At 60.4% G+C, this 15,327-nt stretch carries 13 protein-coding genes; 6 read left to right on the top strand and 7 right to left on the bottom strand.

Going from position 1 to position 15,327, the window contains the following annotated elements:
• Nucleotides 1-28 precede the first annotated feature (28 nt).
• Nucleotides 29-964, top strand: coding sequence for a glutathione S-transferase family protein (locus J2Y39_RS00230; protein WP_252877492.1), 936 nt, complete (start codon nt 29-31; stop codon nt 962-964).
• A gap of 115 nt (nt 965-1,079) precedes the next feature.
• On the opposite strand, the gene J2Y39_RS00235 is transcribed toward J2Y39_RS00230, so the two are convergent.
• Nucleotides 1,080-1,430, bottom strand: a complete 351-nt coding sequence (locus tag J2Y39_RS00235; protein WP_041479507.1) for a glutaredoxin family protein — start codon at nt 1,428-1,430, stop codon at nt 1,080-1,082.
• Nucleotides 1,430-2,434 (bottom strand): nucleoid-associated protein YejK, encoded by a 1,005-nt coding sequence (yejK, locus tag J2Y39_RS00240; RefSeq protein WP_039759184.1) that lies wholly within the window; start codon nt 2,432-2,434, stop codon nt 1,430-1,432. Before yejK ends, J2Y39_RS00235 begins: the two co-directional genes overlap by 1 nt.
• A gap of 395 nt (nt 2,435-2,829) precedes the next feature.
• Here yejK and J2Y39_RS00245 point away from each other — a divergent pair, with 395 nt between their 5' ends.
• Complete coding sequence (locus J2Y39_RS00245; RefSeq protein ID WP_003221909.1) at nt 2,830-3,111, top strand: HU family DNA-binding protein; 282 nt, start codon at nt 2,830-2,832, stop codon at nt 3,109-3,111.
• 194 nt (nt 3,112-3,305) lie between these two features.
• Here J2Y39_RS00245 and rlmF read toward each other — a convergent pair whose 3' ends face one another.
• From rlmF to J2Y39_RS00270, 5 genes are all read right to left on the bottom strand, one after another.
• Nucleotides 3,306-4,325, bottom strand: a complete 1,020-nt coding sequence (gene rlmF / locus J2Y39_RS00250; RefSeq protein ID WP_016771571.1) for a 23S rRNA (adenine(1618)-N(6))-methyltransferase RlmF — start codon at nt 4,323-4,325, stop codon at nt 3,306-3,308.
• Between the two features lie 233 nt (nt 4,326-4,558).
• Nucleotides 4,559-7,405, bottom strand: a complete 2,847-nt coding sequence (locus J2Y39_RS00255; protein ID WP_041479508.1) for a valine--tRNA ligase — start codon at nt 7,403-7,405, stop codon at nt 4,559-4,561.
• A 194-nt stretch (nt 7,406-7,599) separates the two neighbouring features.
• The gene (locus tag J2Y39_RS00260; protein WP_056783087.1) at nt 7,600-7,986 is read right to left on the bottom strand and encodes a hypothetical protein; all 387 of its coding nucleotides are present in this window, start codon (nt 7,984-7,986) and stop codon (nt 7,600-7,602) included.
• A gap of 8 nt (nt 7,987-7,994) precedes the next feature.
• A complete protein-coding gene (locus tag J2Y39_RS00265; protein ID WP_056783088.1) occupies nt 7,995-8,423 on the bottom strand; it encodes a DNA polymerase III subunit chi in 429 nt (142 codons plus the stop codon).
• Between the two features lie 57 nt (nt 8,424-8,480).
• Nucleotides 8,481-9,971 carry a leucyl aminopeptidase gene (locus J2Y39_RS00270; RefSeq protein ID WP_056783090.1) on the bottom strand — a complete coding sequence of 497 codons (1,491 nt, stop codon included), beginning with the start codon at nt 9,969-9,971 and terminating at the stop codon, nt 8,481-8,483.
• A gap of 296 nt (nt 9,972-10,267) precedes the next feature.
• Here J2Y39_RS00270 and lptF point away from each other — a divergent pair, with 296 nt between their 5' ends.
• The 4 genes from lptF to lepB all read left to right on the top strand — a co-directional run bounded on the left by lptF (nt 10,268) and on the right by lepB (nt 15,277).
• A complete protein-coding gene (gene lptF / locus J2Y39_RS00275; RefSeq protein WP_016771566.1) occupies nt 10,268-11,389 on the top strand; it encodes an LPS export ABC transporter permease LptF in 1,122 nt (373 codons plus the stop codon).
• Entirely contained in the window at nt 11,382-12,443 is a 1,062-nt protein-coding gene (lptG, locus tag J2Y39_RS00280; RefSeq protein ID WP_150636216.1) for an LPS export ABC transporter permease LptG, read from the top strand. Before lptF ends, lptG begins: the two co-directional genes overlap by 8 nt.
• 173 nt (nt 12,444-12,616) lie before the next feature.
• Entirely contained in the window at nt 12,617-14,413 is a 1,797-nt protein-coding gene (lepA, locus tag J2Y39_RS00285; protein WP_016771564.1) for a translation elongation factor 4, read from the top strand.
• Between the two features lie 9 nt (nt 14,414-14,422).
• Nucleotides 14,423-15,277 carry a signal peptidase I gene (gene lepB, locus J2Y39_RS00290; protein ID WP_056783094.1) on the top strand — a complete coding sequence of 285 codons (855 nt, stop codon included), beginning with the start codon at nt 14,423-14,425 and terminating at the stop codon, nt 15,275-15,277.
• Nucleotides 15,278-15,327: the final 50 nt, after the last annotated feature.

Here is a 15,327-nt window from a genome sequence, read left to right on the forward strand (position 1 = left end):
ATTCACTTTTCCAGCGGCGGAGCCGAGCATGTCCGAGTTGATTCTGCACCATTACCCGACCTCTCCATTTGCCGAGAAGGCGCGCCTGCTGCTGGGCTTCAAAGGCCTGTCCTGGCGTTCGGTGCATATTTCCCCGGTGATGCCCAAGCCTGATCTGACGGCATTGACCGGTGGCTACCGCAAGACTCCAGTGTTGCAGATCGGTGCCGACATCTATTGCGACACCGCACTGATCGCTCGACGCCTGGAGCAGGAAAAAGCCCTGCCGGCGTTCTTTCCCGAAGGCCAGGAAATGACCAGCGCCAGTTTCGCGGCGTGGGCCGATTCGGTGGTGTTCCAGCACGCGGTGAGCCTGGTGTTCCAGCCAGAATCGGTAGCCGTGCGTTTCGGCAAATTGCCGCCGGAAGCGATCAAGGCCTTCCTGGCCGACCGCGCCGGGTTGTTCAGCGGTGGCAGCGCCACGCGTCTGTCCGCCGAGCAGGCCAAACATCAGTGGCCGACGATTATGGCGCGGCTGGAGCAACAGTTGCAGCGCGAGCAGGGCGACTTCCTCTTCGGCGAGCCATCGATTGCCGACTTCGCCCTGGCGCATCCGATGTGGTTCCTCAAGGCGACCCACGTCACGGCGCCGCTGGTGGATGAATATCCGGCGGTTGCGGCGTGGCTGGGTCGGGTGCTGGGGTTCGGCCATGGCGCAGCGAGCGAGATGTCCTCTGCCGAGGCATTGGAGGTCGCGCGTAACGCGACGCCAGCGGCATTGCCGGATGAGCGGTTCGTTGATCCGAACGGCTTCAAGACGGGACAGCAAGTGGCAATTGCCGCTATCGATTACGGCGTTGATCCGGTGGTGGGCGAGCTGCTGTTTGCTGGCAGTGAAGAGCTGATCATTCGCCGTGAAGACGAACGTGGCGGCGTGGTGCATGTGCACTTTCCGCGTTTTGGTTTCCGTATCGAAGCGCGCTGATTTATCAAGCAGCTGCAAAACCTGTGGGAGCGAGCCTGCTCGCAAAACGATGGATCATTCAACATGGTTGTTGGCTGATGCAGCGCTTTCGCGAGCAGGCTCGCTCCCACATTGGTTATTTCAGGGCTGCGAGGATTTCGTCCGGATCGAACCCGCGAATCAACGTGCCGTTCACATCGATCAGCGGAATCCCGCGTCCACCCAATGCTTCATACGCCTTGCGCGCATCAGCATCTTTCTCGATATCGAACTCCTTGAACGGTATGCCCTTGCTGTCGAGAAAGCGTTTGGTCTGTTTGCAGTAGCCGCACCAGTCGGTGGCATAAAGCACGACATTGGCTTGCGCCCGGGTCTGCTGCGAGACCATTTGCGCGGGATTGAATACCCGCTCGATCTTGCCCCAGTTCTGATAGACCACGACCACCAGCAGCACCAGGGCGACCTTTTTCAGCACATTGCCGAGCATCAGTTACGCCGCTTCAACTGATCGGTCAGCGAAGTCGGCAGGCCTTTGATGATCAGGGTGCCGTTCTCTTCGTCGTACTCGATCTTCGAGCCCAGCAGGTGCGCTTCGAAGCTGATCGACAAACCTTCGGCGCGGCCGGTGAAACGACGGAATTGATTGAGGGTGCGCTTGTCTGCCGGAATCTCTGGCGACAGGCCATAGTCCTTGTTGCGGATGTGATCGTAGAAGGCTTTCGGGCGTTCTTCGTCGATCAGCTCCGACAGCTCCTCAAGACCCATCGGTTCGCCGAGCTTGGCCTGGCTGCTGGCATAGTCAACCAGGGTCTTGGTTTTCTCGCGGGCCGAGTCTTCCGGCAGGTCTTCGCTCTCGACAAAGTCGCTGAAGGCCTTGAGCAGTGTGCGCGTCTCGCCGGGGCCGTCGACGCCTTCCTGGCAACCGATGAAGTCGCGGAAATACTCCGAGACCTTCTTGCCATTCTTGCCCTTGATGAACGAGATGTACTGTTTCGACTGCTTGTTGTTCTGCCACTCCGAGACGTTGATCCGCGCTGCCAGATGCAACTGGCCAAGGTCGAGATGGCGCGAGGGCGTCACGTCGAGCTCGTCGGTCACCGCCACACCTTCGCTGTGATGCAGCAGGGCGATCGCCAGATAGTCGGTCATGCCTTGCTGATAGTGGGCGAACAGCACGTGGCCACCCACCGACAGGTTGGATTCTTCCATCAGCTTCTGCAGATGCTCGACCGCCACTTTACTGAACGCGGTGAAGTCACGGCCGCCTTCCATGTACTCCTTCAGCCAGCCGCTGAAGGGGAATGCGCCGGATTCCGGATGGAACAGGCCCCAGGCTTTGCCCTGTTTGGCGTTGTAGCTTTCGTTGAGGTCGGCGAGCATGTTTTCGATGGCGGCGGACTCGGCCAGTTCAGAGTCACGGGCGTGCAGAACTGCGGGCGTGCCGTCGGGTTTTTTGTCGATCAGGTGGACGATGCAATGACGGATCGGCATGGGCTTCTCGGCTGTTGGAAGGGAGGAGGGCAGGCTCCCCCGAAAAAGCGCTCAGTGTACCGCAACCACTGGTTTTGGCGCGGGTTGCAGGGCAAAACCGGGGCGCGCGCCCGGCCTTAAGCGGTTTTTTACCGATTTAGCGCAATAAAGCTGACCAAATGGGTAGCTAGAGGCGGATATTTCCTTGTCGCTGTGCTAGTTTTGCCCGGTCTTACGCGAAGTCACTGCGTTAAGCGTGCATTCAGCATTTGTCAGGTCGAACCAAACCCTGATTTCGGCATCTATAACCCGACTCGTCGTGGTTATCGCCGAGGGTGCCAGATCCAGAAGATCGGGCTCGATGGCTGACACTGCACTCTGCAATCCATATGAATTTGATAGGGAAGGAACACTACATGGCTCTTACTAAAGACCAACTGATCGCCGACATCGCTGAAGCTATCGACGCGCCGAAAACCACCGCGCGTAACGCTCTGGACCAACTGGGCCAAATCGTTGCCGATCAGCTGGAAAACGGCGGCGAAATCACCTTGCCAGGTATCGGCAAGCTGAAAGTGACCGAGCGTCCTGCCCGCACCGGCCGTAACCCTTCGACTGGCGCTGCCATCGAAATCCCTGCAAAGAAAGTGATCAAGCTGGTTGTGGCCAAAGGCCTGACCGACGCTGTGAACAAGTAAGACGCAGCGATAAAAAAACCGTGCTTCGGAGTGATCCGGGGCACGGTTTTTTTGTGTCTGTGATTTAGCGACTGAATCGCAGTGCCAATGTGGGAGCGAGCCTGCTCGCGAAAGCGGTAGGTCAGTCGATATTGAAGCTGACTGACACGCCGCCTTCGCGAGCAGGCTCGCTCCCACAGGGGATCTGCTGTGTGTTAGCGAACCCAGCGCTCGCGTCGCCAGATCTGCTGCTCGGACTTGGTCTGGAAGGTCCAGGCGACAAAGCGGCTCTGCTTCTGCCCCTGCGACATCTCCACGACCTGGCTCTCCAGCACGCCAGCCTTCTTCAGTGCCGTCTCGATGGCCGGCAGGTTCGAGGCCTTCGACACCAGGGTGCTGAACCACAACACTTTGTGCTGGAAGTTCGCACTTTCGGCAATCAACTGCGTCACAAAGCGCGCTTCACCGCCTTCACACCACAGCTCCGCCGATTGCCCACCGAAGTTCAGCACCGGCAGCTTGCGTTTCGGGTCGGCCTTGCCCAAGGCGCGCCATTTGCGCTCGCTGCCCTTGGTCGCTTCTTCCATCGAAGCGTGGAACGGCGGGTTGCACATGGTCAGGTCGAAGCGCTCGCCCGGCTCCAGCAAGCCGATGAGGATGTGTTTGCGGTTTTCCTGCTGGCGCAGCTGGATCACCTTGCTCAGATCGTTGGACTGCACGATGGCTCGCGCCGCCGCCACGGCTGTCGGGTCGATCTCCGAGCCGAGGAAGTGCCAACGGTATTCGCTGTTGCCGATCAACGGATAAACGCAGTTGGCGCCCATGCCGATATCCAGCACATTGACGATCGCGCCGCGCGGGACCTTGCCGTCGTTCATGCTCGCCAGCAGGTCGGCGAGAAAGTGCACATAGTCGGCACGCCCCGGAACCGGAGGGCAGAGGTAGTCCGCCGGGATGTCCCAATGCTGGATGCCGTAGAACGCCTTGAGCAGCGCCCGATTGAACACACGTACCGCGTCGGGGCTGGCGAAGTCAATGCTTTCCTTGCCGTACGGATTGGTGATCACGTACTTGGCCAGTTCCGGCGTGGTCTTGATCAGTGCCGGAAAGTCGTAACGACCCTGATGGCGATTGCGCGGATGCAGGCTGGCCTTCTCGCGCGGCTCGACGGCTTTGCTCGGGGACGCGGCGTCAGGCTTCTTGCGCGCAGGTTTGGGTGTGCGGGGGGCAGTCATGGGCGTGGTCGATTCGGGTATGGCTGAAAGTGGCGGGCATTGTCCCACATCTGAAGGCAACACCGTTCAAACTGTGGGAGCGAGCCTGCTCGCGAAGGCGGTTTCACATCCGGCAGATTTGTCGGCTGACACAGCGCTTTCGCGAGCAGGCTCGCTCCCACAGGGGACTCAAGGTTTTTCAGGAATAAAAAAGGGAGGCCACCTGGGCCTCCCTTCTTCAGTGCGATTTGCCGTTACAGGCTGGCAATCCGAGCATGCTGCTCGGCCAGTTTGCCCAGGGCCTGTTCGGCCTCGGCCAGTTTGGCGCGTTCCTTCTCGATGACTTCGGCCGGGGCCTTGTCGACGAATCCTGCGTTGGACAGCTTGCCGCCAACCCGCTGGACTTCGCCCTGCAGACGCAGGATTTCCTTGTCCAGACGCGCCAGTTCGGCGCCCTTGTCGATCAGACCGGCCATCGGCACCAGCACTTCCATCTCGCCCACCAGTGCGGTGGCGGACAGCGGGGCTTCTTCGCCAGCGGCGAGTACGGTGATCGATTCCAGGCGCGCCAGCTTCTTCAGCAGCGCTTCGTTCTCGGTCAGGCGGCGCTGGTCGTCAGCGCTGACGTTCTTCAGGAAGATCGGCAGTGGCTTGCCCGGGCCGATGTTCATCTCGCCACGAATGTTGCGCGTGCCGAGCATCAGTTCCTTGAGCCATTCGATGTCGTTTTCCGCCGCCGGATCGATGCGCTCTTCGTTGGCCACCGGCCAAGGCTGCAGCATGATCGTCTTGCCCTGGATGCCGGCCAGCGGCGCGATGCGCTGCCAGATTTCTTCAGTGATGAACGGCATGAACGGATGCGCCAGACGCAGCGCCACTTCCAGCACGCGTACCAGCGTCCGGCGAGTGCCGCGCTGACGTTCGACCGGTGCGTTCTCGTCCCACAGCACAGGCTTGGACAGTTCCAGATACCAGTCGCAGTACTGGTTCCAGATGAACTCGTACAGCGCTTGCGCGGCGAGGTCGAAACGGAACTGATCCAGTTGGCGGGTCACTTCGGCTTCGGTGCGTTGCAGCTGCGAGATGATCCAGCGATCAGCCAGCGACAGCTCGTAGGCTTCGCCGTTCTGGCCGCAGTCTTCGCCCTTGTCCAGAACGTAACGCGCGGCGTTCCAGATCTTGTTGCAGAAGTTGCGATAGCCTTCGACGCGACCCATGTCGAACTTGATGTCGCGACCGGTCGAGGCCAGCGAGCAGAACGTGAAGCGCAGGGCGTCGGTGCCGTAGCTTTCGATGCCGTTGGCGAACTCTTCGCGGGTGGCTTTCTCGATCTTCTTCGCCAGTTTCGGTTGCATCAGGCCCGAGGTGCGCTTCTGCACCAGGGTTTCCAGATCGATGCCGTCGATGATGTCTAGCGGGTCAAGGACGTTGCCCTTGGATTTGGACATTTTCTGGCCTTGGCCGTCGCGCACCAGACCGTGTACGTAAACGGTCTTGAACGGAACCTGCGGCGTGCCGTCTTCGTTCTTCATCAGGTGCATGGTCATCATGATCATCCGGGCAACCCAGAAGAAAATGATGTCGAAACCGGTGACCAGCACGTCGGTGGAGTGGAATTTCTTCAGGAACTCGGTCTGCTCAGGCCAGCCCAGCGTGGAGAAGGTCCACAGGCCGGAACTGAACCAGGTGTCGAGTACGTCATTGTCCTGTTGCAGCGCAACGTCCGGGCCGAGGTTGTGCTTGGCACGCACTTCGGCTTCGTCGCGACCGACGTAGACCTTGCCCGACTCGTCGTACCAGGCCGGAATCCGGTGGCCCCACCACAGCTGACGGCTGATGCACCAGTCCTGGATGTCGCGCATCCACGAGAAGTACATGTTTTCGTACTGTTTGGGCACGAACTGGATGCGACCGTCTTCAACGGCAGCAATCGCCGGCTCGGCCAGAGGCTTGGTCGATACGTACCACTGGTCGGTCAGCCACGGCTCGATGACCGTGCCGGAACGATCGCCTTTCGGCGTTTTCAGGTTGTGATCGTTGACACTCACCAGCAGGCCGGCAGCGTCGAACGCGGCAACGATCTGCTTGCGCGCTTCGAAACGCTCAAGGCCGGCGAACTCGGCCGGAATCTTGCCGTCGATGCTCTCGTTCAGCGTGCCGTCGAGGTTGAACACCTGAGCGGCAGGCAGCACGTTGGCGTTCTTGTCGAAGATGTTCAGCAGCGGCAGGTTGTGGCGCTTGCCGACTTCGTAGTCGTTGAAATCGTGGGCCGGGGTGATTTTCACGCAGCCGGTGCCGAATTCAGGATCGCAGTAATCGTCGGCGATGATCGGGATGCGGCGGCCAACCAGTGGCAGCTCGACGAATTTGCCGATCAGCGCTTTGTAGCGCTCGTCGTTGGGGTTAACCGCGACGGCGGAGTCGCCGAGCATGGTTTCCGGACGGGTGGTGGCGACGATCAGGAAGTCATCGCCCTCGGCGGTTTTTACACCGTCGGCCAATGGGTATTTCAGGTTCCACAGGAAACCTTTCTCTTCGTGGTTTTCCACTTCGAGGTCGGAAATCGCCGTGTGCAGTTTGGTGTCCCAGTTGACCAGACGCTTGCCGCGGTAGATCAGGCCGTCTTCATGCAGGCGCACGAAAGCTTCCTTGACCGCTTCCGAGAGGCCGTCGTCCATGGTGAAGCGCTCGCGGCTCCAGTCGACGGAAGAGCCGAGGCGACGGATCTGCCGGCTGATGTTGCCGCCGGACTGATCTTTCCATTCCCAGACTTTTTCGAGGAATTTTTCCCGGCCCAGATCGTGACGATTCTGGCCCTGGGCTTCGAGCTGACGCTCCACCAGCATCTGCGTGGCGATACCGGCATGGTCGGTGCCCGGTTGCCACAGGGTGTCGCGACCCTGCATGCGGCGGAAACGGATCAAGGCGTCCATGATCGCGTTGTTGAAACCGTGACCCATGTGCAGGCTGCCGGTGACGTTCGGCGGCGGGATCATGATGGTGTAGGACTCGCCCGCGCCTTGCGGGGCGAAGTAGTTCTCGGACTCCCAGGTCTTGTACCAGGAAGTTTCAATGGCGTGCGGCTGGTAGGTCTTATCCATGCGCGGCGGGACCCTATTGGCATTTATTCAGGAAAAGCCGGGAAGTATAGCGGGGCGTGGTGCCGAGGGCGAGCGGGGGAGGTCGGGCGGAGATCTAAATGTAGGAGCTGCCGAAGGCTGCGATCTTTTGATCTTGTTTTTTGTGAAAGCAAAGTCAAAAGATCGCAGCCTTCGGCAGCTCCTACACCAGCGGCTTATTCGTACTGGCTGAGCAGCCGCTCCATCCGTGCATCGAGGCGACGTTTGATTTCGGTTTCGATGTGCGGGGCGAAGTCGTCGATCACGTCTTGCATGATCAATTGCGCGGCGGCGCGCAGTTCGCTGTCCAGGTGCAGCAAGGCATCCGGGCCTTTATCGACCGGTGCGGCAGCCGGGGCAGCCGGCGGCGCTGGTGGCGGCTCGACGGCCGCCGGCTGATTGCCGACGGAATCGAACAGCATCGGAATCTGTTCCTGTTCGCCGTCATCGACCGTATCGGTCAGGAGCGGCGGTTGCAGGTTGTCATCGCCGAGCAACTGGCGGATCGATTCGAGATCGTCCAGCAGGTGTGCGGATTTCTGTTGCGGTTTCGGAGTGTCCATTGGAATGCTCAGAGTCGCTGTAAACGGTGGTCTTGCAGAGAATAGCCCTGTTCGCGGTAGAAACGGAAACTCTCCCGCGCCGCCGCTCGGATGGTCGGATCTTCGACCACCACTTCCGCCACGCGGGCAAATTTGCTGGCGAAGGCCGGGACTTTCAGGTCGAGATTGACCAGCAGATCCTGGTGCTCACCGCAGTCTGCCCCGTGTCCCAGTACGATCAAACCGTCGGGCTCACTGTCGGCCGGGCCGTGGGGCACGAAGCTTTCGCCCTTGAAAGCCCACAGCCGCGCATCGAGATCGTCACGCTGGGCCGCATCGCTGCAATGCAGATAGATGCGGTGACCCATGCGCCAGGCTTTCTCGGTGAGCTTGCAGGCGAAATCCAGACGCGCTGAAGGATCGGCGCTGGGCAGGATATAGAAGTCGACTTTGGTCATTGCGGTTCCAGAGCGGCAAGTGGCGTCACCCGGGAGTGACGCCACCTTTCAGCGGTTTCAGGCCTTGGCGCGATCCAGCAGGTACTGGGTCAGCAGTGGAACCGGACGGCCAGTGGCGCCCTTGTCCTTGCCGCCGCTGGTCCATGCCGTGCCGGCGATGTCCAGGTGCGCCCAGTTGAGGTTCTTGGTGAAGCGCGACAGGAAGCAGGCGGCGGTGATGGTGCCGGCCTTCGGCCCGCCGATGTTGGCGATGTCGGCGAACGGGCTGTCCAGCTGCTCTTGATACTCGTCGAACAGCGGCAGTTGCCAGGCGCGGTCGTCGGCAGCCTTGCCGGCGCTGAGCAATTGCTCGATCAGTTCGTCGTTGTTGCCCAGCAGGCCGGAAGTGTGTGCGCCCAGGGCCACCACGCAAGCGCCGGTCAGGGTGGCGATGTCGATCACCGCTTGTGGCTTGAAGCGCTCGGCGTAGGTCAGCGCATCGCACAGCACCAGACGGCCTTCGGCGTCGGTGTTGAGGATTTCCACGGTCTGGCCGCTCATGGTGGTGACGATGTCGCCCGGACGGGTCGCATTGCCGCTCGGCATGTTTTCGGCGCAGGCGAGGATGCACACCAGATTGATCGGCAGTTTCAGCTCAAGCACTGCACGCAGGGTGCCGAACACGCTTGCCGCGCCGCCCATGTCGTACTTCATCTCGTCCATGCCGGCGCCCGGCTTCAGGCTGATGCCGCCGGTGTCGAAGGTGATGCCCTTGCCGACCAGCGCGTATGGCTTCTCGGATTTCTTGCCGCCGTTGTATTGCATGACGATCAGGCGCGGCGGCTGGGCGCTGCCCTGGCCCACGGCGTAGAACGAGCCCATGCCGAGGGATTTGATCTTCTTCTCGTCGAGCACTTCGACTTTCAGATCCTTGAACTCTTTGCCCAGATTCTTGGCTTGTTCGCCCATGAAGGTCGGGTGGCAGATGTTCGGTGGCAGGTTGCCCAGATCGCGGGTGAAGGCCATGCCGTTGGCGATGGCGGTGGCGTGGTTCACGGCGCGCTGCACTTCGGCTTGCGCAGCCTTGATGGTCAGCAGGGTGATTTTCTTCAGAGCGCGCGGTTCGGCTTTCTGGCTCTTGAACTGGTCGAAGGTGTAGCCGCCGTCGACCAGGGTTTCCGCCAGCAGGCGGGTCTTGCCGTAGCTGTCGCGACCTTTGACGATGACTTCATCCAGCGCCAGCACGGCATCACCGCCGCCCAGGCCTTTGAGGGTGTTGAGGATGCCAGCAACGATTTTGCGGAACGGACGGTCGCCCAGTTCCTCATCCTTGCCCACGCCGACCAGCAACACGCGCTCGGCTTTGAGATTCGGCAGGCTGTGCAGCAGCAGGCTTTGACCGACCTTGCCGGCCAGGTCGCCACGCTTGAGCACGGCGCTGATGGCACCACCGCTCGACTCGTCGACCAGTCTGGCGGCGACACCGAGTTTGCGGCCTTCGCCGACGGCAACCACCAGGGTGGCGGTTTTCAACGTTTCTGGGCTAACGCTTTTTACAACCAGTTCCATGTCCGGATCCCTGAATGAATGGTCAACACGCAGGCGTTCGACGCTGTCCGCAGTCGCCTGCTTATAGATAGAAGAGGCGCAGGCCAAAGCCTGCGACAAGGGCCGCAGTTTGAACCTCGCTCCCCGCGCCTGACAACCCTCAGCAAAGGATTACAGCGATGGATGAGTGTGCGCAGTGACAGGCGCACCCAATCACAGGATAATGCCGCATCTTTTTTCGACCGCTCTGCATGGCGGGCCGGTCGATGTGTTTGCTTGTTTGGCCGCCTTAGCCTGACAACCCTGGAGTGTCTGGTTTGATCGTCTTCCGTTATCTGTCCCGCGAAGTCCTGTTGACCCTCAGCGCCGTAAGTGCCGTGCTGCTGGTCATCATCATGAGCGGTCGCTTCATCAAATACCTGGCGCAGGCTGCGGCCGGTCAGCTCGATCCGGGCTCGCTGTTCCTGATCATGGGCTTTCGTCTGCCGGGCTTTCTGCAACTGATTCTGCCGCTGGGCCTGTTCCTCGGGATCCTGCTGGCCTACGGTCGCCTGTACCTTGAAAGCGAAATGACCGTGCTCTCGGCCACCGGCATGAGCCAGCAGAAGCTGTTTCGCATGACCCTGTTTCCGGCGACGCTGGTGGCACTGGTGGTCGCGTGGCTGAGCCTCGGCCTGGCTCCGCAGGGCGCCAACCAGTTTCAGCTGCTGCTGAACAAGCAGGACGCGCTGACCGAGTTCGATACCCTCGAGCCGGGCCGATTCCAGGCCCTGCGTGATGGCACTCGGGTGACCTACACCGAAACCCTGAGCGACGATCGCGTCAATCTCGGCAGCGTGTTCATCTCGCAGAAGAACCTCGGTGCCGATAAGAAGGACCGCGGGATTTCCGTACTGGTGGCCGAGTCGGGCCGTCAGGAAATCCGCCCCGATGGCAATCGCTACCTGATTCTCGACAACGGCTATCGTTATGACGGCAGCCCCGGGCAGGCCGATTACCGCGCCATTCATTACGAAACCTACGGCGTGCTGCTGCCCAAGCCGGACGTCAGCGAAGAAGTCACCGACCGTGACGCGATGCCGACCTCGTCCCTGTGGGGCAGTGATGACATCCGTTCGAAAACCGAGCTGCAATGGCGCATGTCCCTGCCACTGCTGGTGTTCATCGTGACCCTGATGGCGGTGCCGCTGTCGCGGGTGAATCCGCGTCAGGGGCGTTTCCTCAAGCTGCTGCCGGCGATTCTTCTTTATATGGCTTACCTGACCATCCTGATTGCCGCTCGCGGCGCCCTTGAAAAAGGCAAGATCCCGCCGGCCCTCGGCCTGTGGTGGGTGCACGCGATCTTCCTGGTGATCGGCCTCGGCCTGCTGTATTGGGAGCCGCTGCGCCTGAAACTGGCCAGCCGTCGCAGCGCTGCGCTGGAGGTGGCCCGTGGTTAAACTCGACCGCTACATCGGCAGCAGCGTGTTCATGGCGATCATCGCTGTGCTGGCGATCATCCTCGGCCTGGCGACGCTGTTTGCCTTCATCGATGAAATGGGCGACGTCAGCGACACCTACACCCTGGTCGACGTGCTCGGTTTTGTATTGCTGACCGCACCGCGCCGGCTGTATGAAATGTTGCCGATGGCCGCATTGATCGGCTGCCTGATCGGTCTCGGCAGTCTGGCCAGCAGCAGTGAGCTGACGGTCATGCGCGCTGCTGGCGTGTCGATCGGCCGCATTGTCTGGGCCGTCATGAAACCGATGCTGGTGCTGATGCTCGCCGGCGTGCTGATCGGCGAATACGTCGCCCCGGCCACCGAAAGCATGGCCCAGGCCAATCGCTCGCTGGCCCAGGGCAGCGGCGATGCGCAAAGCGCCAAGCACGGTATGTGGCATCGTCAGGGTGAAGAATTCATCCACATCAACGCGGTTCAGCCGAACGGTCTGTTGTACGGCGTGACGCGCTATCACTTCGACAAGGAGCGCCATCTGCTCAGCTCCAGCTTCGCCAAAAAGGCCGAGTTCGACGGCAGCAAGTGGCAGCTCACCGACGTTGCCACCACGCTGTTCCATGAGCGCAGTACTGAAGTGGTCAACAGTCCGAGCGAGGAGTGGGACGTGGCGTTGAGCCCGCAGCTGCTCAGCACCGTGGTCATGGCGCCGGAATCGCTGTCGATCAGCGGTCTGTGGGGCTACATCCACTATCTGGCCGAGCAGGGCCTGAGCAATGGCCGTTACTGGCTGGCATTTTGGGTCAAGGTGTTGCAGCCGCTGGTGACTGCCGCGCTGGTGCTGATGGCGATCTCGTTCATCTTCGGTCCACTGCGTTCGGTGACCCTCGGTCAGCGTGTTTTCACCGGCGTGCTGGTGGGCTTCACCTTCCGCATCGTCCAGGATCTGTTGGGGCCATCGAGTCTGGTGTTCGGTTTCTCGCCGTTGTTTGCGGTGTTGGTGCCGGCCGGCGTGTGTGCGCTGGCAGGTGTCTGGCTGCTCAGGCGAGCGGGCTGATGAACAAGCTTTCATTCAGCGCTTGAACCCTGAAAACGCCTCGGTCGCCAGACCGGGGCGTTTTTGCATGCGATCCGGGTGACAGGCGAACGTGACGCTTGCGCCGTGTATCAGGTACAATTCCCGGCTATTTTTCGGCGGGCCAAGCCTGCAGCCTTTTTGAGTGTTGATCCGTGAGTGATTTGAGTCATATCCGCAATTTCTCCATCATCGCCCACATTGACCATGGCAAGTCGACGCTGGCTGACCGTTTCATCCAGATGTGCGGCGGCCTGGCCGAGCGTGAAATGGAAGCCCAGGTACTGGATTCCATGGATCTTGAGCGTGAACGCGGGATCACCATCAAGGCCCATAGCGTCACCCTCTATTACAAAGCCAAAGACGGCATCACCTACCAGCTGAACTTCATTGACACCCCGGGCCACGTCGACTTCACCTACGAAGTCAGCCGTTCCCTGGCCGCGTGCGAAGGTGCCTTGCTGGTGGTCGATGCGGGGCAGGGCGTAGAAGCCCAGTCCGTGGCCAACTGCTACACCGCCATCGAGCAGGGCCTGGAGGTCATGCCGGTACTGAACAAGATCGACCTGCCACAGGCCGAGCCGGATCGCGTCAAGGACGAGATCGAGAAGATCATCGGCATCGACGCAACCGACGCCGTTACTTGCAGCGCCAAGACCGGCCTGGGTGTCGACGAAGTGCTCGAGCGTCTGGTGCACACCATTCCTGCGCCGACCGGCAACATCGAAGATCCGCTGCAAGCGTTGATCATCGACTCCTGGTTCGACAACTACCTGGGCGTTGTTTCCCTGGTACGCGTGCGCCACGGCCGTGTGAAGAAGGGCGACAAGATTCTGGTCAAGTCCACCGGCAAGGTGCACCTGGTCGACAGCGTCGGCGTGTTCAACCCGAAACACACCGCCACCGTTGATCTGAAGGCCGGCGAAGTGGGCTTCATCATCGCCAGCATCAAGGACATTCACGGTGCACCGGTCGGTGACACCCTGACCCTGAGCTCCACCCCTGATGTGCCGGTGCTGCCGGGCTTCAAACGCATTCAGCCACAGGTTTACGCCGGTCTGTTCCCGGTCAGTTCCGACGACTTCGAGGATTTCCGCGAAGCGCTGCAGAAGCTGACCCTTAACGACTCGTCGCTGCAGTACACCCCGGAAAGCTCCGACGCCCTGGGCTTCGGCTTCCGTTGCGGCTTCCTCGGCATGCTGCACATGGAGATCATTCAGGAGCGCCTCGAGCGCGAATACGACCTGGACCTGATCACCACCGCGCCGACAGTAATTTTCGAACTGGTGTTGAAAACCGGTGAAACGATTTACGTCGACAACCCGTCGAAGCTTCCGGATGTGTCGGCGATCGAGGACATGCGCGAGCCAATCGTGCGCGCCAATATCCTCGTGCCGCAGGAACACCTTGGCAACGTCATCACCCTGTGCATCGAGAAACGCGGTGTTCAGGTCGACATGCTGTTCCTCGGCAATCAGGTGCAAGTCACCTACGACCTGCCGATGAACGAAGTGGTCCTGGACTTCTTCGACCGTCTCAAATCCACCAGCCGCGGCTATGCTTCGCTGGACTACCATTTCGATCGTTACCAATCGGCTAATCTGGTGAAACTGGACGTGCTGATCAACGGCGACAAGGTCGATGCCCTGGCATTGATCGTGCACCGTGACAATTCGCACTTCAAAGGTCGCCAGTTGACCGAGAAGATGAAAGAACTGATTCCTCGTCAGATGTTCGACGTGGCGATCCAGGCCGCCATCGGTGGTCAGATCGTGGCCCGGACAACCGTCAAGGCGCTCAGAAAGAACGTATTGGCCAAATGCTACGGCGGTGACGTCAGTCGTAAGAAGAAGCTGCTCGAGAAGCAGAAGGCCGGTAAGAAACGCATGAAACAGGTCGGCAACGTGGAAATTCCACAGGAAGCCTTCCTCGCCGTGCTCAGGTTGGAATAATCAGGTCCTATGTCGCTAAATTTCCCGCTGTTGCTGGTCATCGCCGTGTTCGTCTGCGGCCTGTTGGCGTTGATTGATCTGCTGTTCCTGGCACCGCGTCGGCGGGCTGCCATTGCCTCTTATCAAGGCAGTGTCAGCCAACCCGAGCCTGTGGTGGTCGAGAAGCTGAACAAAGAGCCGCTGCTGGTTGAATACGGCAAGTCGTTCTTTCCGGTGCTGTTCATCGTGCTGGTGCTGCGTTCGTTCCTGGTGGAGCCGTTCCAGATTCCGTCCGGCTCGATGAAACCGACCCTGGATGTCGGCGACTTCATTCTGGTGAACAAGTTTTCCTACGGCATCCGTCTGCCGGTGATCGACAAGAAGATCATCGAAGTCGGTGACCCGCAGCGCGGCGATGTGATGGTGTTCCGCTACCCGAGCGACCCGAACGTCAACTACATCAAGCGTGTGGTGGGCCTGCCGGGTGACACGGTGCGTTACACCGCCGACAAGCGTCTGTTCGTCAACGGTGAGTCGATCGCCGAGAAGATGGCCGGCGCCGAAGCAGGTTCGCTGGGCAGCGCGGAGCTCTATCAGGAAAAACTCGGCGCAGCCGAGCACCTGATCCGCAAGGAAATGAGCCGCTACCGCGCCACTCCGGACCGTTCGTGGACAGTGCCTGCCGGGCACTACTTCATGATGGGCGACAACCGCGACAATTCGAATGACAGCCGCTACTGGGATGATCCGAACATTCCCAAGGATCTGCTGGGCATGGTTCCCGACAAGAATATTGTCGGCAAGGCCTTCGCGGTCTGGATGAGCTGGCCAGAGCCGAAACTCAGCCACCTGCCGAATTTCTCGCGGGTCGGCCTGATCAAGTAATCAAACACGGCGCTGTTGACCACAGCGCCGAATGCATTTCTGGAGCCGGC

The organism is Pseudomonas sp. 2957 (genome assembly GCF_031456345.1).
GTDB lineage: Bacteria > Pseudomonadota > Gammaproteobacteria > Pseudomonadales > Pseudomonadaceae > Aquipseudomonas > Aquipseudomonas siliginis.

Excerpts from the sequence above, each read along its gene's own strand:
- J2Y39_RS00230 (WP_252877492.1), top strand. The coding sequence starts at position 29 with ATGTCCGAGTTGATTCTGCACCATTACCCGACCTCTCCATTTGCCGAG.
- J2Y39_RS00235 (WP_041479507.1), bottom strand. The coding sequence starts at position 1,430 with ATGCTCGGCAATGTGCTGAAAAAGGTCGCCCTGGTGCTGCTGGTGGTC.
- yejK (WP_039759184.1), bottom strand. The coding sequence starts at position 2,434 with ATGCCGATCCGTCATTGCATCGTCCACCTGATCGACAAAAAACCCGAC.
- J2Y39_RS00245 (WP_003221909.1), top strand. The coding sequence starts at position 2,830 with ATGGCTCTTACTAAAGACCAACTGATCGCCGACATCGCTGAAGCTATC.
- rlmF (WP_016771571.1), bottom strand. The coding sequence starts at position 4,325 with ATGACTGCCCCCCGCACACCCAAACCTGCGCGCAAGAAGCCTGACGCC.
- J2Y39_RS00255 (WP_041479508.1), bottom strand. The coding sequence starts at position 7,405 with ATGGATAAGACCTACCAGCCGCACGCCATTGAAACTTCCTGGTACAAG.
- J2Y39_RS00260 (WP_056783087.1), bottom strand. The coding sequence starts at position 7,986 with ATGGACACTCCGAAACCGCAACAGAAATCCGCACACCTGCTGGACGAT.
- J2Y39_RS00265 (WP_056783088.1), bottom strand. The coding sequence starts at position 8,423 with ATGACCAAAGTCGACTTCTATATCCTGCCCAGCGCCGATCCTTCAGCG.
- J2Y39_RS00270 (WP_056783090.1), bottom strand. The coding sequence starts at position 9,971 with ATGGAACTGGTTGTAAAAAGCGTTAGCCCAGAAACGTTGAAAACCGCC.
- lepB (WP_056783094.1), top strand. The coding sequence starts at position 14,423 with ATGTCGCTAAATTTCCCGCTGTTGCTGGTCATCGCCGTGTTCGTCTGC.